This is a genomic window from Streptomyces sp. NBC_01446, assembly GCF_026340095.1.
Classification (GTDB): Bacteria; Actinomycetota; Actinomycetes; order Streptomycetales; family Streptomycetaceae; genus Streptomyces; species Streptomyces aureus.
In genome coordinates this window covers 304,523-330,433 of the sequence record NZ_JAPEPO010000001.1, presented here as the reverse complement: position 1 = coordinate 330,433, position 25,911 = coordinate 304,523, and the positions used below count along the sequence as shown (strand labels likewise).

Genomic DNA, 25,911 nt, shown 5'->3' with positions numbered 1-25,911 from the left:
GCCATCCGAAGGGACCCGCATGGCAGCACGACGCAAGAACCCAAGACTCTGGGCGGCCTACGCCGTCACCGCAACACTGGCGCTCGGCGGGCTCGCCGCGCCGTCGCACGCCGACGAGCCGGCTCCCACCGCCGCGACCGCGGGCCTGAGCGACCCGATCCCGGAGAAGCCCGCCCAGTCGAGGACCGGCCTGGTCCTCACCGAGTACGCCCAGTTCCCCAAGTCGGAGCCGGTCCCGGCCCCGACGGACCCGCGTCTGATGCGGCACGCCAGGATCAACACCATCAACGAACTCCCCGACGGTTCGGGCCGGATGGCGACCCCGGACCTCAACGGGACGCTCTACCTCACCGACCCCGGCACCGCCGGCAAGGACACGGGCGGCACCCCGCACCCGTACCTCGACGTGAAGGGCACCTTCCCGCACTTCTTCTCGGGCCGCGGCCTCGGCCAGGGCTTCGGATACGCCGCGTTCCACCCGCAGTTCGCGCAGAACGGCCGCTTCTACACCATCCACACCGAGCTCGCCTCGCAGGTCACCCAGGCCCCCGACTTCAAGCAGGCGGGCACCACCACCTACCACGGCGTCATCACCGAGTGGACCGCGGACGATCCGAAGGCCGCCGTCTTCCACGGCACCCACCGCGAGGTCCTGCGCATCGGCTTCACCGGCCAGGTGCACGGTATCCAGCAGATCGACTTCAACCCGACCGCCAAGCCCCACGACAAGGACTACGGGCTCCTCTACCTCGCCGTCGGCGACGGCGGCCAGGGCGTCGGCAACAGCGAACCGCAGAACATGGCGCTCCCGCACGGCAAGCTCCTGCGCATCGACCCGGCGGGCCGCAACAGCGCGAACGGCAAGTACGGCATCCCGGCCGCCAACCCGTTCGTGTCCACACCGGGCGCCCTCGGCGAGATCTACGCCGTCGGCATGCGCGACCCGCACCGCTTCAGCTGGGACACCGGCGGCAGCCACCGCATGTACCTCGGCCACATAGGCGAACACGCCATCGAATCGGTGTACGAGGTCAAGGCCGGCGACAACTTCGGCTGGAGCGAACGCGAGGGCCCGTTCCTCTTCGACAAGAAGACCACCGACCCGTGCGCCCGCATCGCGCCCCTGCCCGCCGACGACGCCAAGTACGGCTACACGTACCCCGTCGCCGCGTACGACCACGACCCCGGAGCCGACTGGGACTGCCGCTCCGACGTGGGCCGCGCGATCGCCGGTGGCTTCGTGTACCGGGGCAAGGACGCGCCCGAGCTGCGCGGCACGTACATCTTCGGTGACCTCGTCGACGGCCGGATCCTCGCGGCCGACACCCACGACATGCGCCGCGGCGCCGGCCTCGCGCCCCTCAAGTCCCTGATGCTGTACGACCAGGCCACCGGCAAGAAGGTCACCATGCGCGACCTCGCCGGGGATAAGCGCGTCGACCTGCGCTTCGGCACCGACCTCGCCGGTGACCTGTACATCGTCTCCAAGGCGAACGGCAAGGTCTGGAAGGTCACCGGCACCCGCACCTTCGCCGACTGCGAGGTGGGCAACACCCCCACCACGCACACCACCGGCGCGGACAACTGGGCCCCGGTCACCCCCGCCAAGTGGGAGTTCACCCCGCGCGAGACCGTCCTCACCGAGCCGGGCGTCTCCCGCCCCGGCCCGCGCCGCCCCTTCGAGTACGCCGTCCTCACCGCCGGCCCGCGCTACTCGAACGTGACGATCGAGGCCGAGGTGCGCATCGACACCCCGGTCGACATCACCAACCGGGACGTCATCGTCGTCTGGGACTACAACTCCGACACCCAGTTCCAGTACGCGCACCTGTCCAGCGACAACAGCATCTACCCGCACAACGGCCTGTTCACGGTCAACAACGCGGACCGGCTCCGCATCGACGACCAGTGGAACGGCACCTACGGCGCGCCCCCGGCCATCAAGGACGCCGCCTGGCACAAGGTCCGTCTCACGCACTGCGCGGACACCGGCGAGACGGCCGTCTACATGGACGGCAGCCGCACGCCGCTCATCACGGGGACGGACCCGGTGTTCTCCTCGGGCCGTGTGGGCTTCGGCTCGTTCGACAACAACGGCCGGATCCGGAACCTGAAGGTCACGGGGACGGTGGCGCGCGACTGACCCAGCGGGGTCGGAAGCACGTGAGGGGGAGCCGGTCCGCTGTCCGGACGGACCGGCTCCCCCTGACCGCGCCGTCGTTACGGAAGCGGCGGTGCGGCCTCGCGCTGGTGCGGAATGGCCACCGCGCCCTGCTGGAGGGCCACCGTCCGCGTGGGCGCCGGGATCCGGATGCCCTCGTCCCGGTACCGGGCGTGAAGGCGCTTGATGAACTCGTGCTTGATCCGGTACTGGTCGCTGAACTCGCCGACGCCCAGGATCACCGTGAAACTGATGCGGGAGTCGCCGAACGTGTGGAAGCGGATGGCCGGTTCGTGTTCGGGGACGGCGCCGGTGATGTCGACCATGACACTCTCGACGACCTCGGCCGTGACCCGCTCGACATGCTCCAGGTCGCTGTCGTAGCCGACGCCGACCTGGACGAGCAGTGTCATCTGCTGTTCCGGACGGCTGTAGTTCGTCATGTTCGTGGAGGCGAGCTTGGCGTTCGGGATGATGACCAGGTTGTTGGAGAGCTGACGCACCACGGTGTTGCGCCAGTTGATGTCGACGACGTAGCCCTCCTCGGCGCTGCTGAGCCGGATGTAGTCGCCGGGCTGCACGGTCTTGGAGGCCAGGATGTGCACGCCCGCGAAGAGGTTCGCGAGCGTGTCCTGGAGCGCGAGCGCCACCGCGAGACCGCCGACGCCGAGGGCGGTCAGCAGCGGGGCGATGGAGATGCCCAGCGTCTGCAGGACCACGAGGAAGCCCACCGCGAGCACCACGACCCGCGTGATGTTCACGAAGATGGTGGCCGACCCGGCGACCGCGGACCGCGACTGCGCCACCGACCGTACGAGTCCGGAGATCACCCGGCCCGCGGTGAACGTGGCGACGAGGATCAGCAGCGCCGTCAGCGTCACGGTGACGTTGTGCCGGGTCCGGGTGGTGAGCGGCAGCGCGGAGGCGGCCACAGCGACACCGGCGGCGACCGCCGCCCACGGCACGAGGCTGCGCAGCGCGTCCACGATGACGTCGTCTCCGCCCCAGCGCGTCCGGTCCGCACGCACGCCCAGCCAGCGCAGCATCATGCGCAGGAGCAGACCGGCCGCGAGCCCCGCGGCGACCGCGATCCCGGCCACTATCAGATCGTCGGGCGTCATCGCACGGTTCACCGGCGGCCTCCCGCGCCGTGACCGAGGCCGTCGTACGCCGCCGGGAGCGGCCGTATGTGATGTGTCGTCACCTTGCTACCTGCTTGTCCGTAAGTGGAGCTGCCGCGCCTGCACCGACGCGCCGGGACATCCTGCCGCACGCGCCGGAAGCACGCGCGCGGGGGATGGCGCTCACCTGCGCCTACGGGGCGGCCGCGGGGCCGGGGCCAACTCCCCGGCCCCGCGCTCCCACCCGTCAGCGCGCCGTCCCCGCCCCGCCCTCGCCGCCCAGCGCGACGTACCGCGCGTGCGCCTCCAAGGAGTCCGACACGAACGGGTACTGACGCATCGCGTTCTTCAGGCCGGCCTCGGTGAGCCAGTCGTGCCAGACGATCTCGGAGGGGAGCGGCGAGACCGGCCCGTCGACGGTGGCCTCGTGCACCCCGAGCCAGTACGGGCTGATCTCCCCGCGGCACAGGTACTTGAAGACGAAGCGCACCGGGGCGGTGACCCCGAGTTCCTCCGCGAGCTCGCGGGCCGCCGCGGCCTCGTACGACTCGCCCGCGTCCACACCCCCGCCGATCAGCCAGTTGTACCGCCCGGGAAAACGGGAGACGTGCGGCGCCCTTCGATGCACGAGGACCCGTCCAGCCGGGTCGCGGCACACGACGGTCGCCACCCGGTGCAGCCACCCCTCACGGATGGCCGCGCCCCGGTCCACGGTGCCGAGTACACGGTCCTGTTCGTCCACGCGGTCCACCAGTTCGCTCATGCGGCCACGATGGCAGAAGCCGCCGGACGTCACCGCACCGGCACCGACCTTCCTTCCCTCGCGGACCGGTACGCCGCCGTGACGATCCGCAGGGAGCGCAGCCCCGATTCGCCGTCCGTCACGCTCGTCCCGCCGCCGCTCCCGTACAGGAACGAGTGGAGCATCAGGGCGTCCAGGTTGACGCCGTAGGGAAGTTCGAAGGGCGCGCGGGACGACTCGCTGAAGCCGTGGACCTTCTGGTCGAAGGCGTCCATCTCCAGTGTCGCCCGGTCGCCGATCACCTGCATCTGCAACCCGCCCCAGGCCGGGTGGTGCTGGGGCTGGCTCCAGCTGCAGTCGATCGTCGCGACGGCGCCGTTCGCGTACTCGACCGTGACGAGCCCGGCGGTGTCCGCGTCCACCTCTCCCGGGTGGAGCACGTTGTTGACCTGTGCGTACACGGTGGTCGCGGGGGACGCCTCGAAGAGGTCGTCCAGGAGGTCCGCAATGTGCACGGTGTGGTCCATCAGAGCTCCGCCGCCCGCCAGTTGGGGGTCGGCGAACCAGCGGCGCCGGGCGGTCGGCAGATATCCGTTGTTGGCGCCGGACACCGCGAGCACGCCGCCCGCGGTGCCGGAGCGCACTGCTGCACGGACGGCCGTATACGCCGGGCTGAAACGGACGGGATGCGCCACCGCGAGCCGCACACCGGCGGCACGGCACGCCTCGACCATCGCCGCGCCGTCCTCCTCCGTCGTCGCGAGAGGCTTCTCGCACAGCACGTCCACGCCGTGCGCCGCCGCCAGCACCACGGGGGGCCGGTGGCGGACGTTCTCCGAGCAGACGACGACCTTGTCGGGGCCCCAGGCGAACAGCTCCTCGTACGAGTCCGCGTAGGCCACCCCGAGCCGGTCGGCGAACTCCCGGCCCCGCACCTCGCCCGGCGCCGCCAGATCCGTGTCCGGGTCGGCCGCCAGGACCTCGACGCCTTCCATCCCGCCGAGCAGGCGGGCGAACCCGCCCGCGTGGACATGCGCGAACGACAGCACTCCGACCTTCATCGGGCCGCCTCCTCGGAGATCTTGAGTTCCACGGGCTCGCCCGTACGAGCCGAGGCGGCCGCCGCTGCCGCGATCCGCACCGCCTCGACGCCGTCGCGAGCCGTCACGCGGGGAGCGGGCCCGCCGTCCACCGCCCCGGCGAACTCGCGCAGCTCCGTCAGGTACGGGCTCTCCGTCATCGGGCTGCCGGGAATGCCCTCGCCGGGCGGGCGCGTGCCCTGGGCGAGAATGCGGAACCCGGGCAGGGCCGTCGAGTCGTGCTCCAGGATCCCGCCGGGCCCCGCGACACGGAACGTCGTACGGAACTGGAGGTCGGGCAGTCCCCACACGCCGAGGACGTGGCTGACCGCGCCCGACGCGTGGGTCAGGACCGCCGTGCCGACCGCGACGTCACCGGGTTTCGCGCCGGGCTCCTGACGGCCACGCAGCCTCGCGTGCACGCGTACGACCTCGCCCGCGAGCATGCGGGCGAAGTCGAGGTCGTGGATCATCTGGTCCATCAGGATCCCGCCCGACAGGGCCGGGTCGGAGAACCACGGCGCCCACACCGGGTAGGCGCCCGAGCGGGTGAAGCGCAGGACCGCAGGGGTCCCGACGGCGCCCTTGCCGACGGACCCGGCCATCGCCGCGTACGCGGGGAAGTAGCGGACCACGTGCGCGGGGAACAGCAGGACGCCCGCCGCGTCGGCCGCGTCCGCCATCTCGGCGGCCTCGGACGCGGTGAGGGCGAGGGGCTTCTCGCAGATGACGTGCTTGCCGGCGGCGATCGCGTCGAGAGCGAGCTCCCGGTGGGTGAAGGTGGGTGTGCAGATGTCGACGACGGTGGAGCGGTCCAGGAGAGCGGCCAGGCTGTGCGTGGCTGTCACGCCGGACTCGGCGTACTTCGCGGCGAGTTTCTCCGCGTTCCCGTCCGTGGACAGGATGGTGACGCGTGCGCCCAGCTCGATCCACGCGGGCAGATGGGCCCGGGCGATACCGCCCGCGCCGATCAGACCCACATCGAGGTGTGTCATGTCGTTCCTTTCTGGAAACGGGGGTTCGGCCCTGCGCGCGGCTCGGCCCCAGGTGTGACCCAGCCCTTCGTGCCGAGGAACTGCCGCAGGAGGAAGGTCCCGAAGGCGCTGAACATGCCGGGCAGGAAGAGGAACAGCGCGAACAGCACGTTCTTGCCGCGGAACCGCATACGGGCGAAGGCGTACGCGGCGAGCGAGCAGAGGACGAGAGTCGGGCGCGGTCCCGCCGCGCGTCGACATCCTGAGCGTCGTCCAGTACGAGGACCAGGGCGTGAGCTGGATGTCCACGGAGATGCCGGGGTTCTTGGCCTCGAACGCCTTCACGATGTGCTTCATGCCCGCGAGCGCACCGGCGAGACGCGTTCTCCTGCGCATACGCACCTCCGGATGGTGAGGGGGGAGGGTGGAGAGGTCAGGGGGCAGGGGACGGGCGCAACGGGCCGGTTCCGTACGGGAGATGGGGGTCGAGTGCGTCGAGCGCGCGGCGTACCGCGCCGAGGGCGACGCCCTCACGGCCGAGCGCGCTGACCGCGATGCGCGGCACGTGCAGCGTCAGCGGCCGCAGGTGCTCCGTGAGCAGCGGCCCGAGTGCCTCACCGACGGGGGCGAGCGCGCCCGAGAGGACCAGGAGCTCGGGGTCCAGGGCGAGTACCAGCGCGGCGATACCCGGGGCGACCCCGGCGAGATAGCCGTCGAGCACGGAGCGTGCCCCGGCGTCCCCGGCCCGCACGGCCCGCGCGAGGGCGTCCGTCTCGGACTCGCCCGGGAGCCGCTCGCCGTCCCACGCCAGCCACTTCTCCGCGGCGTCCAGGCCGAGCTGGGGCAGGATGCCCAGTTCGCCCGCGCCGCCGCGGCGCCCCCGGTGCAGCTTGCCGTTGATCATCAGGCCGCAGGAGATGCGCCGCCCGACGAGCACGCAGGCCACGTCGTCCGCGAGCGTCGCCGCGCCCCGCCAGTGCTCGGCGAGCACCGCGAGATTCACGTCGTTCTCGACGAGGATCCGGCACGGGAAGTCGTCGGCGAGGCGGCGCGCGAGATCCAGGTCGGTCCACTCCGGGACGATCACCGACCGGATCCGGCCCGTGTCGTCGACCATGCCCGGCACGCCGATGCCGATGGCCCAGACGGCCTCGGCCCGCAGACCGTGGTCGGCGACGAAGCGGCGCAGCCGCCCGCGGAGCAGCTCGATCCGCTCCGTGCCGCTCAACTCCTCGGCGATGTCCTCCCGTTCACGCGCGACGACCTCGCCGTCGAGCCGGGCGAGCACCAGCACGATCTTGCGGAGCCCGATGTCGACACCGACGACATGCCCGGCCTCGGACCGGAAACGCAGCCGACGGGCCGGGCGGCCGGGGGTGCGCTCGGCGGGCGGAGCCACGGCCTCGGCGATCCAGCCCTGCGAGACGAGCTCGTCGACCAGCGCCTCGACCGTGGGCCGCGACAGCCCGGTCGCACCCGTCAGCTGGCTGACGGTCTGCGGACTCTCGCTGCGCAGTGCCCGCAGCACGACACCCGTGTTGAGCCCGCGCAACGCCGCGAGGTCATGCCCCCGTGCCCCAGCCATGCCGAACCGCTCCCTCATATCGGGTTGCGCAGGACTGTTGCATAACCCGACTCCCTTGGGAACCCTGCCCGTTGAGTCGGTTACGCAGCACTCTTGCGAATCGGGTGAGCGGGCCTGCGACGGGTGACGGAGTCGAGAGTCGTTGAGGCCACCCGGGTGACCCGTGACCCCCCGTGGGGCGGATCGTCACAGAAGGCCCATTGACGTCCTTTCGGCTCAGCGTTGAGGGTGGAGGCATGACGCGACTGTCCGAGCATCTGCGCCAGGCCACCCCCGTCGTCGCCGAACGCGGGGAAGGCGTCCATCTCTACGGCACCGACGGCCGCCGCTATCTGGACTTCACCGCCGGAATCGGCGTCACCAGTACCGGCCACTGTCATCCGCGCGTGGTCGCCGCCGCCCAGGAGCAGGTGGCCACCCTCATCCACGGCCAGTACACGACCGTCCTGCACCGGCCCCTTCAGCGCCTCGTCGAGAAGCTGGGATCCGTTCTCCCCGAAGGTCTCGACAGCCTCTTCTTCGCCAACTCCGGCAGCGAGGCCGTCGAGGCGGCCATGCGGCTCGCCCGGCAGGCCACTGGCCGGCCCAACATCGTCGTCGCACACGGCGGCTTCCACGGCCGCACCGTCGCCGCCGCCTCCCTCACCACGTCCGGCACGAAGATCCGTACCGGCTTCGGTCCGCTGATGGCGGGCGTCGCCATCACCCCCTTCCCGAACGCCTACCACTACGGCTGGGACGAGGAGACCGCGACGCGGTTCGCGCTGCGCGAGTTCGACCACCTCCTCCAGACCGTCTCCGACCCTGACGACACCGCCGCGATCCTCGTCGAACCCGTCCTCGGCGAAGGCGGCTACGTCCCCGCCAACACCGCCTTCCTGCAGGGACTCAGGGAGCGCGCCGACCGCCACGGCATCCTGCTCGTCCTCGACGAGGTGCAGACCGGCGTCGGCCGCACCGGACGCTTCTGGGGCCACGACCACTTCGGCGTACGCCCCGACATCCTCATCACCGCGAAGGGCCTCGCGAGCGGCTTCCCGCTCTCCGGGATCGCCGCTCCTGAGGCGCTGATGCACAAGGCGCGGCCCGGCTCGCAGGGCGGCACCTACGGCGGCAACGCCGTCGCGTGCGCCGCCGCCGTCGCCACCCTGGAGGTCGTCGAGGAGGAAGGGCTCGTCGCCAACGCGGCCGCCATGGGCGCCCGCCTGCGCTCCGGCCTGGAGGACGTCGCCGCGAAGACGGAGGCGATCGGCGACGTACGGGGACTCGGCCTGATGCTCGCCAGCGAGTTCACCACCCCGGACGGGGAACCCGACGCTGCGACCGCCGTACGCGCCCAGCAGGCCGCCGCCGACGAGGGACTGCTGCTCCTGCTCTGTGGCCCCTGGGGCAACGTCGTGCGGATGATTCCCGCGCTCGTCGTCGACGAGGGGCAGATCGACGACGGCCTGCGGGCCTGGGCCGCGGCCGTGGAGACCGCGACGGCAACCCGCTGACCAGCGACGGAGGAACCGGTATGACAACGACCCACCCCACGCCCCGAGTCATCGAGGACGTCCCCAAGCAGCTCCTCATCGGCGGCCGCCTCCAGGACGCGGCCGGGGGCCGCACCTTCCCCGTCGACAACCCGGCCACCGGCAAGAGTCTGTGCGAGGTCGCCGACGCCGGTCCCGACGACGGCCGACGCGCCGCGGAGGCCGCAGCGGCCGCACAGGAGTCGTGGGCCGCCACGGCGCCCCGCGCCCGCAGCGAGATCCTGCGCCGCGCCTACGAGATCATCATCGCCCGCACCGACGACCTCGCGCTCCTCATGACCCTGGAGATGGGCAAGCCCCTCGCGGAGGCGCGCGGCGAGGTCGCGTACGCCGCGGAGTTCTTCCGCTGGTTCTCCGAGGAGGCCGTACGGATCGAGGGGGGATTCGCACCCTCGCCCGACGGCCGCAGCCGACACCTGATCATGCGCCGGCCCGTCGGCCCCTGTCTGCTCGTCACCCCTTGGAACTTCCCGCTCGCCATGGGCACCCGCAAGATCGGCCCGGCCGTCGCCGCGGGCTGCACCATGGTCCTCAAGCCCGCCCCGCAGACACCCCTGTGCAGCCTGGCCCTGGCCGGGATCCTCACCGAGGCGGGCCTGCCCGACGGCGTCCTGAACGTCGTGACGACCACGGACGCCGGCGCCCTCGTCGAACCCATGCTGCGCGGCGGAGTCGTCCGCAAGCTGTCCTTCACCGGGTCCACCCAGGTCGGCCGGATCCTCCTGGCCCAGTGCGCCGACACCGTCGTCCGCACCTCGATGGAGCTCGGCGGGAACGCGCCGCTCATCGTCTTCGACGACGCGGACCTCGACACGGCCGTCGAGGGTGCCATGGTGGCGAAGATGCGCAACATGGGAGAGGCGTGCACGGCCGCGAACCGTATCTTCGTGCACAGCTCCGTCGCCGACGACTTCGCCTCCCGCCTCGCCGCGCGCATGAGCGCCCTCACCGTCGGCCCCGGCACCGAACCCGGGACGCACGTCGGGCCGCTCATCGACGCCGCCGGCCGCGACAAGGTCGACCGGCTCGTTCGGGACGCGGTGGACCGGGGGGCGAAGGTCCTCACCGGCGGCGAACTCCCCAACGGGGAAGGCTACTTCTACCCGCCGACCGTCCTCGTGCGGGTGCCGCGCGACGCCGGTCTCACCGGGACCGAGATCTTCGGACCCGTCGCCGCCCTGTTCACGTTCGACGACGAGGACGAGGTGGTCCGCGCCGCCAACGACACCGAATGGGGCCTCGTCAGCTACCTCTTCACCCGCGATCTCGACCGGGCGCTGCGTGTCGGGGAACGCCTGGAGACGGGCATGGTCGGCCTCAACACCGGCCTCGTCTCCAACCCGGCGGCCCCCTTCGGCGGGGTCAAGCAGTCCGGCATCGGCCGGGAGGGAGGCCGGGTCGGCATCGACGAGTTCCTGGAGTACAAGTACCTGGCGATCCCGGCGCCGGGACAGTGACGACGATGACGGACCGGTGCGGCCTCAGAGCCGCTCCAGCGCGCGGAACGCCGTCAGCTCGGCGAGCAACGCCCTTGCTGCTGGGGTGAGTTCACGGACGGGCAGCGGTCGTCCGGAGTTGAGGACCCGCAGTACGGCGGCCAGGTCGGCGGCAGGCAGCTCCGTGGCCGCCACATGGCCGCACGCGGAGTACAGCCGCCGCCCGGCGGCCTCGGTCCACAGCACGCGCTCCGTGGCCCGCACGACGTCGTCGTCGCCGAACCTGCCGCGCGGCGCCGGCAGCGGCACGGGCCGGAAGCCCCCGGCCGTCCAGTGCCGCAGGGACTGCCGGGCGACGCGCTCCTCCAGCGGCCCGCGCGCGCCCGCCGAGCGGAAGTGCGCGAGGGCACGCTCCAGGGGTGCGGGCAGCTCCGACCCCGACTCGGCGTCGGGCACGAGCAGGCCCTCCTCGCCGGACTGTGCGGCGCCCGCGGGATCCGGGTCCGGCGTGAGCAGCGTCTCGGGCGTCACGTCGTGCAGCAGGTCGTACAGTTCGGCCGCCGCCTGCCGTCCCTCCCGTACGACGCTCACGCGTACGCCTGTCGACGCCCAACCGGCGTAGGGCTCGGCGGCGGGGGAGAGATGCGACGGCCAGTACAACAGGTCGCCCGGATCGGCCTCGACGGTGAAGGAAGCGCCCCGGTCCGCCGTATCGAACCGCATCCGCTGCCGCCCGCCCAGCGCGAACAGGAACGTCGCGACGCGCTGGCCGGGCGGCGCCTCGGCGAGCGGCTGCTCGTACGTGCCGTGGACCAGTGTCGTGAAGGCGCTCTGTGCGGGCTGTCCCACCCGCGCCCAGAGGCCGGCGTAGAAGGCGCGCTCGCGTGCCCACAACGGATGGTGGAACGCGTGAAATGCCTGGAGGGACAGGGAGTACGGCTCGCCGGAGAGTTGTCGGACGAGCCGCTGGTGGTAGCCCGCGAACGAGCCGTCCCTCGGCTGCGGCAGGAAGTCGCCGGGGTCGGTCTGGGGCTCGCCGCCGATCGCGAATCCCGCGTAGGGCGGCACGCCGAACGGACCTCCGCGGTGGGCCGCGGCGACGGCGGTCTCGAACACCTCGTGCGCGTCGAAGGGGGCGGGTGCGACCGATTTGAACAGCACGGGTTGCCGGTCCCAGTACCGCTCGCCGAATTCCCGCCAGTCGAGCTGGTCGAGCCGGACCGACTGCCGCTGCTCGACGGGGGCGGCGGCACGGCTCGCGGGCCCGGTGACGCGGGGGTCCTCCCTCATGCCGCTCCGTCTCCGTCCACCAGTTCGATGGCCCGAATGCGATGCAGGTCGGACAGGAGCGGGATCAGCGCCTTCGCGGGCATCCGCGAGCCGCGGCCCAACTCCCTTACGGTGAGGGGCACTTCGGGCCGCAGCCGGTTCCTGACGCGTTCGGGTGCGGCTCCCTCGACCGCCAGGGTGTGTCCGTTCGCGGCCCACACGGCGCGTCCGGGGCCGTCCGGTATGCGGAAGAGCTCGGCCGAGGCCCGTACGCGCAGGCCGGGCCCGAGGGGTACGGCCGGTCGCGGCGGAGGCGCCGGTTCGAGCCCCGCCGCCGATCTGCGGGCCGCCCAGGACACGCGCAACTCCCTGGCCGTACTCGGGGCGGCGGCGAGCCCGGCGAACAGCCGCGCGGTGCCGGCGACCGGCTCCGCCGCGCCGACCTCGCCGTCCGGGCCCGCCGGGGGAGGGAACGGCAGCACGCCCGGTGTGCCCGCGTAGGCGGGGTTCGCCTGCATACGGTCCGCCAGAAGCTCCCGTACGTGGGTGAGGGCGGCGGCGCGGCGAGCGGGGACGGTGATCCGTAGCGTGGTGCAGCGGTCGAGGTAGTGATCGAGGTGGCGGCATCCGGCGGGCCAGTACAACAAGTCCCCGGCGTTGGCGGCGAGTTGATACTCGGTTCCGGTGTGCTCGGGCCAGAGCCTGACCGTCATGGTGCCGGCGAGTACCCACGTGAGCGCGAACGAGCCGGGGCGCGGGGCGGGGGCGTCGCGGCCGGCGCAGCGCTCTCCGAGGGCGAGTTCGGCGGTCACCGGCAGGGTGGGCCAGCCCACTGCCCGCCACAGCCCGGAGACGAGTTCGCGCACATGGGCCCAGAGTCCGAAGTCCCGCCACAGCGGCTGTCGCACACTCAACAGCCAGCCGGATTCGGGGAGTTGATGGGCCAGCCGGTCCCGGTACGCGCCCGGATCGGGGTCGTCGGGGCCGGGCAGCAGCGCGCCCGCGTCGCGTAATCGGCCCTGCGTCGCGGTGGCGAAGCGGACTCCGGCCGCGTCCTCGGCGGGTGGTGCGCAGGAGGCGGCGACGACCCCGTACACCTGCTCCGGCCCGAGGCCCGGGGCGAACGGAACCGTGGCAGGCTCCCTGCCCCAGTGTGCTTCGGCGAACCGTTTCCACCTGGTGGAGAGGTCGGGCTCTGTCGCATTCATGGCGTCGAGAATCTGTCAGAGCGCGATCGAGCGAGTCAACGGTTGACCCGTGATCGGCAGACATATGGCGCGGAAGTAGCGCTGCGCCCCAGTGGTTCGCCCGTGCCCGCCCTCCCCTCGGCACGCACGGAATCGGCGGGACAGGGGCGTGGGCGAGTGGTGGGCGAAAGGTGAGGGAAGTGTGGAATCTGAGGCGCCCCGGCGGCGGAATGTCGGATTCCCGTGTATTCACCATGCAGTTGCCGCCGGTAACACTTAGCGCCGTTGATCAGCGGAGATCGCGGCCATGGGATCGTATGTGCGAGCCCGCTGCGGAGCTTCTGCGGCCGAGTCGGAAGGTGATCTGCATGCCCCTCGCGCTGTTCAGGAGGAGCCGGTCCGGACGTGACCCGCGCGGGGCAGGACTGGTGCACCCCGTGCCGCACGGCGCCGGCGCCTTCCACTGCGAGGTGGCCGACCCCATGGGGCAGCCGATGTCGGGGGCGGACATCACGGTGACGCGGGTCGACAACGGCCGCGTCGTGGCGAAGGCGGTCAGCGACCCGTACGGCCTCGTCTTCCTCACGCTCCCGCCCGGCCGGTACGGCGTCATGATCGCGGCCGACGGACTCCAGCCCCACCAGCAGACGGTCGACGTCGTCGCCGGTGAGACGCTCCCGCTGACCTCGGTGCAGCTGCACATGGGGCGCCCGCCGGAGCTGCCGCAGCCCGGCACCTGGCTGTTCGACCCGCCGCACACCGCGATCCGGTTCATCGCCAAGCACGTCGGCATGGCGCACGTCCACGGCCGGTTCACCCGCTTCGACGGCGGCATCCAGGTCGCGAACGACATGGCGGACTCGCGGGTCGAGGTGCGGATCGACGCGGCGAGCATCACGACGGGCAACAAGACCCGGGACAACCACCTGCGGTCGGCCGACTTCCTCGATGTCGAGCGCTACCCGTACATCCACTTCTCCTCCGACCGCTTCCTGTACCGCGGCGGCACCAAGTGGACGATCCAGGGCGCGCTGACCATGCACGGCGTCAGCCGCACGGTGGAGCTGGACACCGGCTATCTCGGCATGGTCAACGGCGGTTACGCGGAGGAGCTGCGCTGCGCGGCCCTCGCCACGGCCGAACTCCACCGGGAGGACTACACGTTGGACTGGCGGAGCATGCTGGCCCGCGGCATCGCCGTGGTCGGTCCCACGGTGAAGCTGGAGCTGGACATCCAGGCGATGTACCACAGCCACGACACCCCGACGCCGCCGGAATAGGACGCCTGATCTGACGTCAGGCCACCAGCCGCAGCCGTTCCCGGGCCCGTCCCACGCGCACCGTCTGACCCCAGGTCAGTTCCAGCGCGTCGCTCTCCACGCCGTCGCCGAAGGCGACCAGGCGGTCGGACTCGACCGTGACGCGCAGGCGGTCGGCGGGGCCGAGGGAGCCCTCCACCTGGGACGTCCCGGTGGCGGGGGAGGGCCAGGCCTCCCGCACGAACCAGAGCAGCCGGGGCTCCGCCGGGCCCGGCAGCGGCAGCGTGCTCGCGTGCTGCTGCCACAGTGAACGCAGCCAGCCGGTGGCGCCGGTCCCGGTGCCGACCAGGACGCCTGAGGAGGCCTGGGGCTCGGCCGCGTGCGTGTCGTCGTCGGGACCGATCCGGTAGCGCGCCGTCTGGTGCGACGGCGGACCGAGGTAGATCTCGTTGAGCGCGAGAATCCGCTGTGTGTCGTCGGCGACCGCCTCCACCATGGTGAGTTCGTCGGCGGATGCCCGGCCGGAAACGGCGGCCGGCAGCAGTTTCGCCGCGTCGGCCGCTCGGTGCCGCACCAGAACCCCCGGATTGCGCCCCGGATCCGCGTCGATGCCGACGACCGGCTGCCCCGACAGATACTTGGCCGCGTTCGCGACCAGACCGTCCTGCCCCACGACGATCACCACGTCCTCCGGGCCGAACAGGAACCGGTCCAGATCCGCCCGCTCGAGACGGGTCCTGCGCCACGACAGCGGCACGGCCGCCGCGACCTCCGCGAGGGCGCGCGCCGTACGGTGATGGCGCTCGGCCACCTCCTCGACGGAGCGCCCGCGCGAGGAGAGGAAGAAGGCGGCCTGGCCGTGCGTGCCGTGCCGGGCCAGCAACTCCTCGTACTCCGTGGTCCGGTGGACGAGTACGGCACGCGGGGCGAGCGTCACGATCGCTCACCCCGGTCGTGGCCGAGCCGGGCGAGCAGGCCCGTGAGCACGTCGGGGGAGAGGGTCAGGTTCTCGATCCGCGGCACGTTCTGTGCCAGTTGTGTGGCGGCGAGCGCGTGCAGGGTCGCGGCGTCGACCTCGGAGTGGACCCGCAGCCACGCCTCCTGCGCGTGCGCCCGCGCCTCGCCGACCGCGCGTGCCGCCTCCGCCTCGCCGCCGGCCAGGCGCACCGCCCGCGCGGCCTCCGCCTCGGCGCGTACCGCGTCCGCCGCCGCGTTCTCCTCGGCCTCGCGGCGCGCGTTCGTGCCGCGCTGCTGCACCAACTGCTCTTCCTGCCGCGCCAGTTCGATGCGGCTGCCCAGCTCGTTCTCGGCGATGGCGCGCTCCCGCTCGACCGCCACCGCCCGCCGCTCGTACGTCGCCCGGTCCGCCTCCTGCTGGATCCGCTCCCGGGCCGGCGTGCGCAGCGCCCGCTCCACCTCGGGCTCGGGGCGCAGCGCCACGACGCGCACGGTGACTACCTCCACGCCGGTGGCGGGCAGCCGGGGCTCGGCGGCGAGACCCGCCGCGACCCGTTCGCGCACCGCCGTCACACCGTCGGCGAGGGCCTCCGCGAGCGGGGTGCGCGCCAGGACGTCCAGCGCGTGCTGCTGCGCCGTCTCCGTGAGCAGCGCGGACAACTGCTCCAGGGGCGTGCCGCGCCAGGCGCCGGTGTCCGGGTCGAGCGAGAAGTCGAGCCGGGCGGCGGCGAGCGCGGGGTCGCTGATCCGGTACGTCACCGAGGCCTGCACGGCGACGTCCTGGAAGTCGGCGGTCCGCGCATGGAACGTGACAGCCAACTCCCGGTCGTCCACGGGTACTTCGGACAGCGCCGCGCTCAGCGCCCGGAACCAGAAGCTCAGACCCGTGCCGTCGTGGGCGGGCGCGCCGCGCTTCTGGTGGCGGATGTGGGCGGTGGGCGCGGAGCGCAGGTGGTGCAGTCCGAAGCGTCGCTTGATGTCGGCCATGACGGGAACCCCCTGATTGTTTTCGTCATGGCGACGATATGACGCACCGTGAATATAGTCAAGGTGACCATAAAGATTGTTGGGGGCGGCCCAGGGTCACGGCTTGCGCGCCACCCCCGCGTACAGCGGCACCGGTGAACCGTTCCTGACTTCGTCCACGCCGAGCTCCGACCAGTCGTAGACCCGTGCGGGATGCGGCTTGCTGGTGTCGATCCGGTCGACGGACGGCGGCGGGATCTCCCCCATGCGGCAACTCCCTTGTGAAGCAGCTCAGTTCGGTCAGGTGCCCGATCATCGTGCCTCAGTGGTCGCGGCGGAGGGAGGCGATCGGGAAGGATGGGCCCGGCAGGGATCAAGGCGGCGGGCCAGGGTGCGCCGCGCAGGAACGGAGAGGCGACGATGACGCGACCGGACCCCCACACCTCCGGCAACCACCGGACCGCCGGCACCCCCGAGGTGCCCGAGCGGCTCGACATCACCCGGGCCACGCTCGACGACTGGGCCGTCATCAGCGGCTGGGCGGCGGAAGAGGGCTGGAACCCGGGCCTCGCCGACGCCCGCAGCTTCTTCGCCCAGGATCCCGACGGCTTCTTCATCGGCCGGATCGACGGCGAGCCGGTCTCCGCGATCTCCGTGGTCAACTACGGCGACGACTACGCCTTCCTCGGCTTCTACCTCGTACGGTCCGACCTGCGCGGCCGCGGCTACGGAATCGCCACCTGGAAGGCGGGCCTCGCACACGCGGGCGGCAGGACGGTCGGCCTGGACGGCGTCCCCGCCCAGCAGGACAACTACCGCAAGTCCGGCTTCGAGCTCGCGCACACGACCGTCCGTTACGCAGGCGTACCGCAGGCCCCGCGACCGGCCGAAGGCGACCCCGCACCCGGCACCGTCATTCCTGTCTCCGAGGCGGGCGGCCTCAAGTCCATTGCCCTGTACGACAGTGCCTGCTACCCCGCGGAGCGCCCCCGCTTCCTCGCCTCCTGGCTCGCCGGTGACGGGCATCGCGCGCTCGCCCGCGTCGTCGACGGCCGCGTCACCGGCTACGGCGTCATCCGCCCGGGCCGCGAGACCTTCCGCGTCGGTCCGTTGTTCGCGGACACCCCGCAGGGCGCCCGCGCGCTGTTCGACGCCCTGCTCGCCACGGTCGGCCGGGCCCCGGTCGCCGTGGACGTGCCCGAATCCAACCCGGCCGCCGTGGCACTCGCCGAGGCGTACGGCCTGACCCCCGGGTTCGCCACGGCCCGCATGTACACCGGCCCCGTCCGGCCGTTCGCCGAGGAGCGCGTCTTCGGTGTCACGACGCTCGAACTGGGTTAGGCCCTGTCGTCGTGCGCACGTCCGGATTCGGGCCCCATCGCGGCGACATAAACCAACTGCATTAGGCTGGTTGCTGTGAGTGAACACGGGCTGGAGAGACGGCAGTTCGGCCATCGTGCCCGACTGGCCCTGCCCCCTGCCCTGGCGTTCAAGGCTGACGATCAGGCGCACGCTGCCCGCACCATGTGGAACTGCCTGCATGCCTGGTGGCAGATGATGCCCAAGGAGAAGCGGACTCTGGCGAACGCGGATGCCGTGATCAGGCAGGCCCGCAAGGACGTCGAGTTCCTTGCTGTGCTCCCGGCGCAGGCCGCGCAGGCTGTGCTGAAGACGTACTTCCAGGCCTGGAAGAACTGCTGGGACGGCCGTGCTGATGCGCCTACGTTCAAGGGCCGGTTCCGGTCGGTGATGAGTGTGGACATTCCGCAGGGCCGTGATCTCCAGATCAAGCGTGTGCACCGCCGGTGGGGCATGGTCAGCATTCCCAAGGTCGGACGGGTCCGCTTCCGTTGGACCAAAGACCTGCCCGTGGGCAAGAACGCCGACGGCGACAACCGGATCACCGGGGCCCGACTGGTCAAGGATGCGCTCGGCTGGCACATCGCCTTCCGCGTCCAGACCTTGGAGGTCGCGTCCGAGCCCCACCAGGGGCCTGAGGTCGGCATTGACGCCGGTGTCAACCTCCCCCTCGCACTCTCCGATGGCAACCACCACAACCACGGACGTCCGCCCCGGCTCCCGGACGGCACAGCCGACCGGGACAAGTGGCTCAGTCCCCAGGAGAAAGCCAAGCTCCTGCGCTTGGAGCAGCGAGCCGCCTGGCGCAAGCTGCACCGCAAGCCCGGTGAGAGGGCCAGCCGCCGCCTGCATCGCACCTACGACCAGATCAAGCAGCTCCGCGCCAAAGCCACGCGTCGGGCGACTGACTGGCAGCACAAGACCACCACAGCAATCGCCCGGCAGTACGGCACGGTCGTGGTCGAACAGCTCACCATCGCGAACATGGTCAAGTCCGCTCAGGGAACCGTCGAGGAACCAGGGAAGAACGTCAAGCAGAAGTCAGGGCTGAACCGCTCCATCTCCCAAGAGGCTTGGGGCCGGACGATCGCGATGCTGACGTACAAGACCGCCCGCCAGGGCGGCACCCTGCACAAGGTTCCCGCCCCCGGCACCTCCCAGCGCTGCTCGGCCTGTGGTGTCACCACGCCTGGCAGCCGGGAGGACCAGGCCACGTTCGTGTGCAAGAACCCCGACTGCGGCTTCGAGGCGAACGCCGACTGGAACGCCGCCCGGAACATCTTGCACCTCTACCGGATGGGCCGCGCGCTCATCCCGGCTGCCGGGAGGGCAGTCGCAAGGCGCGCTCGTCGCGTCAAGCCCGCCACCGCAAGGTAGGCAGGAATCTCCCGGCTTCACCGGGAGAGCACTTCAAATGAGCGACTACCTCCAGCCCGACCGGCTCCTGTCGATCCTGGGCCGCCACAAGGACGTGTTCCTCTTCTCCGGGCACACCCACTGGGACCTCAATCTGTCCGAGTTGACTCAGCTGACGGTCCCGCTGCACACCTCCGACTGACCGTTCGCCGGGGGCGGGCGCGGCGCCGGGTCACGTGTCGGTGAACGACCCGTGCCGCCCCGCCCCCGACGCGAACCGCGCGGCCCCCTTCAGGCTCTCCTCCAGCACGGCTGTTCCGTAGCGCAGTTCACCCGCCATGGCCGCCTCCTCGCCCTGGCCCGCCTGGTCCAGAACGGAGGCGCGGTCGCCGCGCATACAGGCCTGCGGGAAGCCCGCGATCTGCTCAGCGAGCTCCTCCGCCTCGGCACGCGCCCGGCCGGGCGGCACAAGGCGGTTGGCGAGCCCCATCGCGTACGCCTCCGGGGCGGGCACCGGGCGGCCCGTCAGGATCAGGTCCATGGCGCGGCTCTCGCCGATGAGCCGCGGCAGCCGCACCGTGCCGCCGTCGATGAGGGGCACACCCCAGCGCCGGCAGAACACCCCGAACACGGCGTCCTCCTCGGCGACCCGCAGATCGCACCAGAGCGCCAGTTCGAGACCCCCGGCCACCGCGTGCCCGCTCACGGCGGCGATCACCGGCTTGGACAGCCGCAGGCGGGTCGGGCCCATCGGCCCGTCGCCCTCCTCGGCGACCCGGTTGCCGCGCTCAGTGCCGATGGCCTTGAGGTCGGCGCCCGCGCAGAACGTGCCTCCTTCGCCCCAGAGCACCGCTACGCGTGCGGATGCGTCGGCGTCGAACTCCTTGAAGGCGGCGGCCAGCTCGGCCGCCGTGGGCCCGTCGACCGCGTTGCGGACCTCGGGGCGGGACAGTACGACCGTGGTGACATGCCCTCGGCGCTCGACGCGGACCGGCATCCGGACCCTCCTGAGTGATCGTCGCTGGGTGATGCCCAGCGTGGCACGTCGCCCGCGCCCCTCCCAGGCGCCCCCCACCGCGAATTGAACCCTTCGGTTGACCTCAACTTTGCTTTAGGTCTTACCGTCTACTTCATGAGCATGGAGACCACGGCGTGGACGCAGCTGCACAGCGTCATGAACGCCCAGCAGGACACCCGACCTTTCGCCCCCGCCACCCTGCGCCGCATCGCCGCCTTCGCGCGTCCGCACCGGCGCCGGATCGCCCAGTTCGTCGTCCTGAGCGTGGTCACCGCGCTGACCGCCGTGGCGACCCCGGTCCTCGCGGGGCACGTCGTCAACACCATCGTCGCCGGCAAGGACGAGGGCACCGTCATCCGCCTCGCCCTCCTCATCGCCGTCATCGCCCTCGCGGAGGCGGGCCTCGGCATCGTCGCCCGCTGGCTCTCGGCCAACCTCGGCGAGGGCCTGATCCTCGACCTGCGCACCGCGGTCTTCGACCACGTGCAGCGCATGCCCGTCGCCTTCTTCACGAGAACCCGCACCGGCGCCCTCGTCAGCCGGCTCAACAACGACGTGATCGGCGCGCAGAGAGCGTTCAGCAACACGCTCTCCGGCGTGGTCGGCAATGTTGTGACCCTGGTCCTCACCCTCGCCGTCATGCTCACGCTGTCCTGGCAGATCACGCTCCTCGCACTCGTGCTCCTGCCGGTGTTCGTGGTGCCCGCGCGGCGCATGGGTACGCGGATGGCCCGGCTCCAGCGCGAGGCGGCCGCGCACAACGCGGCCATGGGAACCCGGATGACCGAGCGGTTCTCGGCCCCCGGCGCCACGCTGATCAAGCTGTTCGGCCGGCCCGGCGACGAGTCCGCCGAGTTCGCCGCCCGCGCAGCCCGCGTAAGGGACATCGGCGTCCGCACGGCCATGGCGCAGTCCGCGTTCATCACCGCGCTCACCCTCGTCTCGGCCCTCGCCCTCGCGCTCGTCTACGGCCTGGGCGGCTACTTCGCCATCGAAGGCACCCTCGACGCGGGCGCCGTCGTCTCCCTCGCCCTGCTCCTCACCCGCCTCTACGCGCCGCTGACCTCCCTGGCCGGAGCCCGCGTCGAGGTCATGAGCGCCCTCGTCAGCTTCGAGCGCGTCTTCGAGGTGCTCGACCTCAAGCCGCTGATCGACGAGAAGCCGGACGCCCGAGAGGTGCCCGAGGGGCCGGTCGCGGTGGAGTTCGAGGACGTCCGCTTCGGCTACCCGTCCGCCGACAAGGTCTCCCTCGCCTCCCTCGAAGAGGTCGCCTCGCTCGACACCCGCGGGGGCGCCGAGGTCCTGCACGGCATCTCGTTCCGCGCCGAACCCGGCCAGACCGTCGCCCTCGTCGGCACCTCCGGCGCCGGCAAGTCGACCGTCGCCCAGCTCATGCCCCGCCTCTACGACACCGACGAGGGCGCCGTACGCATCGGCGGGGTCGACGTCCGCGACCTGACCGCCGTATCCCTGCGCGAGACCCTCGGCATGGTCACCCAGGACGGCCACCTCTTCCACGACAGCGTCCGCGCCAACCTCCTCCTGGCCAGGCCCGGAGCGAGCGAGGACGACCTGTGGGACGTCCTTCGCCGCTCCCGCCTGGAGGACCTGGTCCACTCCCTGCCCGACGGCCTCGACACCGTCGTCGGCGAGCGCGGCTACCGCCTCTCAGGCGGCGAACGCCAGCGCATGACGATCGCCCGCCTCCTCCTCGCCCGGCAGCGCGTCGTCATCCTCGACGAGGCGACCGCCCACCTGGACAACACGTCCGAGGCGGCCGTGCAGGAAGCGCTCGCGGAGGCACTCGAAGGCCGTACCGCCGTCGTGATCGCCCACCGCCTGTCCACGATCAGGTCCGCCGACCAGATCCTGGTGGTCGAGGACGGCCACATCGTGGAGCGCGGCACCCACGAGACGCTCCTCGCCGAGGACGGCCGGTACGCGGAGCTGTACCGCACACAGTTCGCGAACCCGGCGGACGTGGTGGAAGCCGCGTAGCCGCCTCGAAGAGAGCGAGGAGGAGGGGGTGGCCGCAGCGGCCACCCCCTCCTCCTCGCTCACGCCCTGCCCGTCGGTGCTAGTCGGTGCCGGACTCCATCGCGGCGCGGTCGAGGAGCTCGGCCTCCTCGGACACCTCACCGCGGGAGGCGATGACCTCGGCGCCGCCCTCCGGCATCGCGCCGATCAGGCCCGTCGCCGCCGCCTGTGCGGCGCCGATCAGCTCGGGGTGCGTCGTGCCGACGATGCCGAGGCCCGCGTACTGCTCGAGGCGGGCGCGCGAGTCGGCGATGTCGAGGTTGCGCATGGTGAGCTGGCCGATCCGGTCCACCGGGCCGAACGCCGAGTCCTCGGTGCGCTCCATCGAGAGCTTGTCCGGGTGGTAGCTGAACGCGGGGCCCGTGGTGTTGAGGATCGAGTAGTCCTCGCCGCGCCGCAGCCGCAGCGTCACCTCGCCGGTGACGGCCGAGCCGACCCAGCGCTGCAGCGACTCGCGGACCATCAGCGCCTGCGGGTCCAGCCAGCGGCCCTCGTACATCAGCCGTCCGAGGCGCCGGCCCTCGTTGTGGTACTGGGCGAGGGTGTCCTCGTTGTGGATCGCGTTCACGAGACGCTCGTACGCGGCGTGCAGCAGCGCCATGCCCGGGGCCTCGTAGATGCCCCGGCTCTTCGCCTCGATGATCCGGTTCTCGATCTGGTCCGACATGCCCATGCCGTGGCGGCCGCCGATGGAGTTCGCCTCCATCACGAGGTCGACCGCGGAGGCGAACGCCTTGCCGTTGATCGTCACCGGACGGCCCTGCTCGAAGCCGATCGTGACGTCCTCGGCGGCGATCTCCACGGACGGGTCCCAGAACCGCACGCCCATGATTGGCTGGACGGTCTCCACGCCGGTGTCGAGGTGCTCCAGCGTCTTGGCCTCGTGGGTGGCGCCCCAGATGTTGGCGTCGGTCGAGTACGCCTTCTCGGTGCTGTCGCGGTACGGCAGGTCGTGGGAGACCAGCCACTCCGACATCTCCTTGCGGCCGCCCAGCTCCGTCACGAAGTCGGCGTCGAGCCACGGCTTGTAGATGCGCAGATGCGGGTTGGCCAGCAGGCCGTAACGGTAGAACCGCTCGATGTCGTTGCCCTTGAACGTCGAGCCGTCGCCCCAGATCTGGACGTTGTCCTCGAGCATCGCCCGTACCAGCAGCGTGCCGGTGACCGCGCGGCCCAGCGGCGTCGTGTTGAAGTAGGCACGGCCGCCCGAGCGGATGTGGAACGCGCCGCACGCGAGCGCGGCCAGGCCCTCCTCCACCAGCGCCGCACGGCAGTCGACCAGGCGCGCGATCTCGGCACCGTAGGTTTTGGCACGGCCGGGCACCGACGCGATGTCGGGCTCGTCGTACTGGCCGATGTCGGCGGTGTAGGTGCACGGGACGGCACCCTTGTCGCGCATCCACGCGACCGCGACGGAGGTGTCGAGGCCGCCAGAGAAGGCGATGCCGACGCGCTCGCCGGCGGGAAGGGAGGTGAGAACCTTAGACATAGGAAGAGTATGCATCCCGGAGAATGATTATGCAAAGGGAGGGGTGTCCCTTTCTGTCGCCATCCTCCGTGACGCTTCCTTCATCGTGACCGCGGAGGAGGCGCGGCGCACCGCGGGGCGACCCGGGTTCAGGCCGCGTTACCCATGGGCGTCCCGGACGATCCCATACGTGAGCGCCGCGAGGCCGTCGCCGACGGTGCGGGTGTCGAGGAGGCGCAGTGACAGCTCGGCGCCTGTCTCGCCGAAGAGACGCTCGCCGGCCCCCAGCACGACCGGGTGGACGATCAGTCGCAGCTCGTCGGCCAGACCGTGCTCGAGCAGCGTGCGCACCAGCCTGCGGCTGGCATAGACGACGATGTCCCCGTCCAGCTCCTGCTTCAGCTTCGAGACCGCGGCGACCACCTCGCCGTCGAGGACCGTCGAGTTGTTCCACTCGGGGTCGACGAGGGTCGAGGACACGACGTACTTGGGCAGGGCGTTCAGCCGCTCCGCCCACGCGCCGCTCCGGGACGGCCACCGGGCCGCGAACCACTCGTAGCTCCGCCGGCCGAGCAGCAGCGCCTTCGTGCCGAGCGCCTCGTCGAACTCGACCTTGGTCCACTCCAGCCGGTCCTTGTCCGCCATCCGGTCGAACCAGCCCCCGCGCCTGAAGCCCTCCTCGCCGGTCGGGTCCTGGACGACCCCGTCGAGCGAGACGTTCTCGCTGATCACGATTTTTCCCACGTCGGTCTCCTTCAGTACGGGCTAGTGTCGGGGCGGCGAGCAACCCGAGAGGAGTGAGGCATGCCCGGTCGTACTCGCACGCTTTGACGCTGTAGGCCGTGATCGGCCCGTCATCGCGTGCTGCCCTTGTCGCGTGGCACAGCGAGCTCTCTCCTGCCCGATCCGCCGGTGCGCCTTTTGCGCGCCCGGTGGCGGGCCTCGTCGTCTGCACCGCAAGGGATTCCTGTGCCCCCCGCGCCCTCTGGTTCGTCCGCGTCATCTGGTTCCTCCGATTCCTCCGATTCCTCTGGTCCCTCTGGTTCCTCTGATTCCTCCGGTTTCTCTGTGGTTTCCGCTTCCGGACGACCTGCTTCCCCAAGCCTGTGGCGGGACCGCGACTTCCGCCGACTCTGGGTGGGCCAGACGGTCTCCCAACTCGGCGAACACACAACACTGGTGGTTCTGCCGCTCTGCGCCGTCCTGACGCTCGACGCCGGCGCCGGTGAGCTGGGCGTCCTGCGCGCGGTGGGGCAGGCGCCGATCCTGCTGCTCTCGCTCCTGGCCGGCGCGTGGGTGGACAGGTGGCGGACCCGCACGGTGATGGTGTGGGCCGACGTGGGCCGCGCGCTGGCCCTGGGCGCCGCCGCCGCGGCAGGGCTCCTCGGCGCGCTCGGCCTGCCTGTGCTGCTCGTGACCGGCTTCGCCGTCGGGGCCCTCTCCGTGTTCTTCGACGTGGCCTACCAGGCATCTCTCGTACGGCTCGTAGAACGCGATCAGCTGGTGCGGGGCAACAGCGCGCTGGAGGGCAGCCGCTCCGCCGCCCAGATCGCCGGCCCCGCACTCGGCGGGGCGCTGGTCTCACTCCTGACGGCGCCGGTCGCTGCCGCGTCCGGCGCTCTCCTCTTCGCGCTGTCGTTCCTGTCGATCCGACGGATCCGCCGCGGCGAGTCGGTCCAGGAGCCCACGCACGATCCCACGCAAGAGCGGTCGCAGCGTCTCCGGGAGCCCACTCAACCGCCCTCGCGACGCCCTCCGCGGGTGTGGCGGCGGATCAGCGAGGGCCTCCGCTTCGTCGTCGGCGACACCTCGCTACGGGCCGTGTGCCTCGCCTCGGCCGCCTTCCAGTTCTCGCTGGCGGCGACGATGACCGTCTATCTGCTCTTCCTGCCACGGGAACTGCACCTGTCCGGCACGGAGGTCGGTCTCGCGCTCGCGGCCACGGGGCCGGGCGCGCTCCTCGGCTCGCTGCTGGCCGCCCGACTGCCGGGCCGCTTCGGGTGCGGCGTGGTGCTCGTGTCCGCGGCGGCACTCGGCGACGGAGCGTTCCTGTTCGTGCCCGCGCTGCACGGTTCCTCCGCGGGAACGGTTCTCGGCCTCGTCGCGGTCAACTCGTGTTCGGGACCTTCGGCCAGCTCGTGAACGTCACGGTGATGGGCGTCCGGCAGGCCCTGACCCCGGACGGGATGCAGGGCCGGGCGGCGGCGACCATCACGTTCGTCGGCATGGGCCTGACCCCGCTCGGCTCGCTGCTCGGCGGTTTCCTGGCGGACGAGTGGGGGCTACGCCTCAGCCTCGTGGTGACGGCGGCAGGGATGCTGCTGTCACCGTTGCTGATGGCGCTGTCCCCACTGGCCCGCCTGGGACGGACGCTTCCGGCCCGCCGGATTCTTGTGGACTGA

Annotated in this window: 21 protein-coding genes and 2 pseudogenes; 9 read left to right on the top strand and 14 right to left on the bottom strand. The window is 71.6% G+C overall.

Annotated features, from left to right (window positions below; genetic code table 11):
* The first annotated feature begins 19 nt into the window (after positions 1-19).
* Positions 20-2,143 carry a sorbosone dehydrogenase family protein gene (locus OG456_RS01510; RefSeq protein ID WP_266556431.1) on the top strand — a complete coding sequence of 708 codons (2,124 nt, stop codon included), beginning with the start codon at positions 20-22 and terminating at the stop codon, positions 2,141-2,143.
* A gap of 77 nt (positions 2,144-2,220) precedes the next feature.
* Here OG456_RS01510 and OG456_RS01505 read toward each other — a convergent pair whose 3' ends face one another.
* From OG456_RS01505 to OG456_RS01480, 6 genes are all read right to left on the bottom strand, one after another.
* Positions 2,221-3,294, bottom strand: coding sequence for a mechanosensitive ion channel family protein (locus OG456_RS01505; protein WP_266556429.1), 1,074 nt, complete (start codon positions 3,292-3,294; stop codon positions 2,221-2,223).
* A gap of 235 nt (positions 3,295-3,529) precedes the next feature.
* Positions 3,530-4,045, bottom strand: coding sequence for an NUDIX domain-containing protein (locus OG456_RS01500; RefSeq protein ID WP_266556428.1), 516 nt, complete (start codon positions 4,043-4,045; stop codon positions 3,530-3,532).
* Between the two features lie 29 nt (positions 4,046-4,074).
* Positions 4,075-5,085 (bottom strand): Gfo/Idh/MocA family protein, encoded by a 1,011-nt coding sequence (locus OG456_RS01495; RefSeq protein ID WP_266556426.1) that lies wholly within the window; start codon positions 5,083-5,085, stop codon positions 4,075-4,077.
* A complete protein-coding gene (locus tag OG456_RS01490) occupies positions 5,082-6,098 on the bottom strand; it encodes a Gfo/Idh/MocA family protein (protein WP_266556425.1) in 1,017 nt (338 codons plus the stop codon). The genes OG456_RS01495 and OG456_RS01490 overlap by 4 nt, the downstream gene beginning before the upstream one ends.
* Positions 6,095-6,268, bottom strand: coding sequence for a hypothetical protein (locus OG456_RS01485; protein ID WP_266556423.1), 174 nt, complete (start codon positions 6,266-6,268; stop codon positions 6,095-6,097). The genes OG456_RS01490 and OG456_RS01485 overlap by 4 nt, the downstream gene beginning before the upstream one ends.
* A gap of 242 nt (positions 6,269-6,510) precedes the next feature.
* On the bottom strand, positions 6,511-7,662 hold the full coding sequence (locus OG456_RS01480; protein WP_266556421.1) for an ROK family transcriptional regulator: 1,152 nt from the start codon (positions 7,660-7,662) through the stop codon (positions 6,511-6,513).
* A 236-nt stretch (positions 7,663-7,898) separates the two neighbouring features.
* Between OG456_RS01480 and OG456_RS01475 the strand changes: the two genes are divergently transcribed.
* Positions 7,899-9,158 (top strand): aspartate aminotransferase family protein, encoded by a 1,260-nt coding sequence (locus tag OG456_RS01475; protein WP_266556419.1) that lies wholly within the window; start codon positions 7,899-7,901, stop codon positions 9,156-9,158.
* Positions 9,159-9,178: 20 nt separating this feature from the next.
* Entirely contained in the window at positions 9,179-10,654 is a 1,476-nt protein-coding gene (locus tag OG456_RS01470; protein ID WP_266556417.1) for an NAD-dependent succinate-semialdehyde dehydrogenase, read from the top strand.
* A gap of 24 nt (positions 10,655-10,678) precedes the next feature.
* Here the strand turns inward: OG456_RS01470 and OG456_RS01465 are convergent, their stop codons facing one another.
* Both OG456_RS01465 and OG456_RS01460 read right to left on the bottom strand, forming a co-directional pair.
* On the bottom strand, positions 10,679-11,923 hold the full coding sequence (locus OG456_RS01465; RefSeq protein ID WP_266556415.1) for a hypothetical protein: 1,245 nt from the start codon (positions 11,921-11,923) through the stop codon (positions 10,679-10,681).
* Complete coding sequence (locus tag OG456_RS01460; RefSeq protein ID WP_266556413.1) at positions 11,920-13,110, bottom strand: hypothetical protein; 1,191 nt, start codon at positions 13,108-13,110, stop codon at positions 11,920-11,922. Before OG456_RS01460 ends, OG456_RS01465 begins: the two co-directional genes overlap by 4 nt.
* 347 nt (positions 13,111-13,457) lie before the next feature.
* On the opposite strand from OG456_RS01460, the gene OG456_RS01455 reads away from it, so the two are divergent.
* The gene (locus OG456_RS01455) at positions 13,458-14,369 is read left to right on the top strand and encodes a YceI family protein (RefSeq protein ID WP_266556411.1); all 912 of its coding nucleotides are present in this window, start codon (positions 13,458-13,460) and stop codon (positions 14,367-14,369) included.
* Between the two features lie 16 nt (positions 14,370-14,385).
* Here OG456_RS01455 and OG456_RS01450 read toward each other — a convergent pair whose 3' ends face one another.
* The 3 genes from OG456_RS01450 to OG456_RS01440 all read right to left on the bottom strand — a co-directional run bounded on the left by OG456_RS01450 (position 14,386) and on the right by OG456_RS01440 (position 16,538).
* Complete coding sequence (locus OG456_RS01450; RefSeq protein ID WP_266556409.1) at positions 14,386-15,285, bottom strand: hypothetical protein; 900 nt, start codon at positions 15,283-15,285, stop codon at positions 14,386-14,388.
* On the bottom strand, positions 15,282-16,292 hold the full coding sequence (locus OG456_RS01445; protein ID WP_266556408.1) for an SPFH domain-containing protein: 1,011 nt from the start codon (positions 16,290-16,292) through the stop codon (positions 15,282-15,284). The genes OG456_RS01450 and OG456_RS01445 overlap by 4 nt, the downstream gene beginning before the upstream one ends.
* 96 nt (positions 16,293-16,388) lie before the next feature.
* Entirely contained in the window at positions 16,389-16,538 is a 150-nt protein-coding gene (locus OG456_RS01440) for a hypothetical protein (protein WP_266556407.1), read from the bottom strand.
* Positions 16,539-16,691: 153 nt separating this feature from the next.
* Between OG456_RS01440 and OG456_RS01435 the strand changes: the two genes are divergently transcribed.
* The 3 genes and pseudogenes from OG456_RS01435 to OG456_RS01425 form a co-directional block, all read left to right on the top strand.
* Positions 16,692-17,612 carry a GNAT family N-acetyltransferase gene (locus OG456_RS01435; protein WP_266556406.1) on the top strand — a complete coding sequence of 307 codons (921 nt, stop codon included), beginning with the start codon at positions 16,692-16,694 and terminating at the stop codon, positions 17,610-17,612.
* Between the two features lie 75 nt (positions 17,613-17,687).
* Positions 17,688-19,007 (top strand): transposase, encoded by a 1,320-nt coding sequence (locus OG456_RS01430; protein WP_266556405.1) that lies wholly within the window; start codon positions 17,688-17,690, stop codon positions 19,005-19,007.
* A 31-nt stretch (positions 19,008-19,038) separates the two neighbouring features.
* Positions 19,039-19,149: pseudogene (locus OG456_RS01425) on the top strand (phosphohydrolase); the annotation flags it as partial.
* Positions 19,150-19,218: 69 nt separating this feature from the next.
* Here the strand turns inward: OG456_RS01425 and OG456_RS01420 are convergent.
* Positions 19,219-19,983: a crotonase/enoyl-CoA hydratase family protein gene (locus OG456_RS01420; RefSeq protein WP_266556403.1), complete on the bottom strand. Its 765-nt coding sequence runs from the start codon at positions 19,981-19,983 to the stop codon at positions 19,219-19,221.
* A gap of 141 nt (positions 19,984-20,124) precedes the next feature.
* Between OG456_RS01420 and OG456_RS01415 the strand changes: the two genes are divergently transcribed.
* Positions 20,125-22,002: an ABC transporter ATP-binding protein gene (locus tag OG456_RS01415; protein ID WP_266568985.1), complete on the top strand. Its 1,878-nt coding sequence runs from the start codon at positions 20,125-20,127 to the stop codon at positions 22,000-22,002.
* Between the two features lie 79 nt (positions 22,003-22,081).
* Here OG456_RS01415 and argG read toward each other — a convergent pair whose 3' ends face one another.
* Together argG and OG456_RS01405 are read right to left on the bottom strand one after the other, a co-directional pair.
* On the bottom strand, positions 22,082-23,530 hold the full coding sequence (argG, locus tag OG456_RS01410; RefSeq protein WP_266556401.1) for an argininosuccinate synthase: 1,449 nt from the start codon (positions 23,528-23,530) through the stop codon (positions 22,082-22,084).
* A gap of 138 nt (positions 23,531-23,668) precedes the next feature.
* A complete protein-coding gene (locus OG456_RS01405; protein WP_266556399.1) occupies positions 23,669-24,253 on the bottom strand; it encodes a dihydrofolate reductase family protein in 585 nt (194 codons plus the stop codon).
* A gap of 360 nt (positions 24,254-24,613) precedes the next feature.
* Between OG456_RS01405 and OG456_RS01400 the strand changes: the two are divergent.
* A pseudogene (locus OG456_RS01400) lies at positions 24,614-25,911 on the top strand (MFS transporter).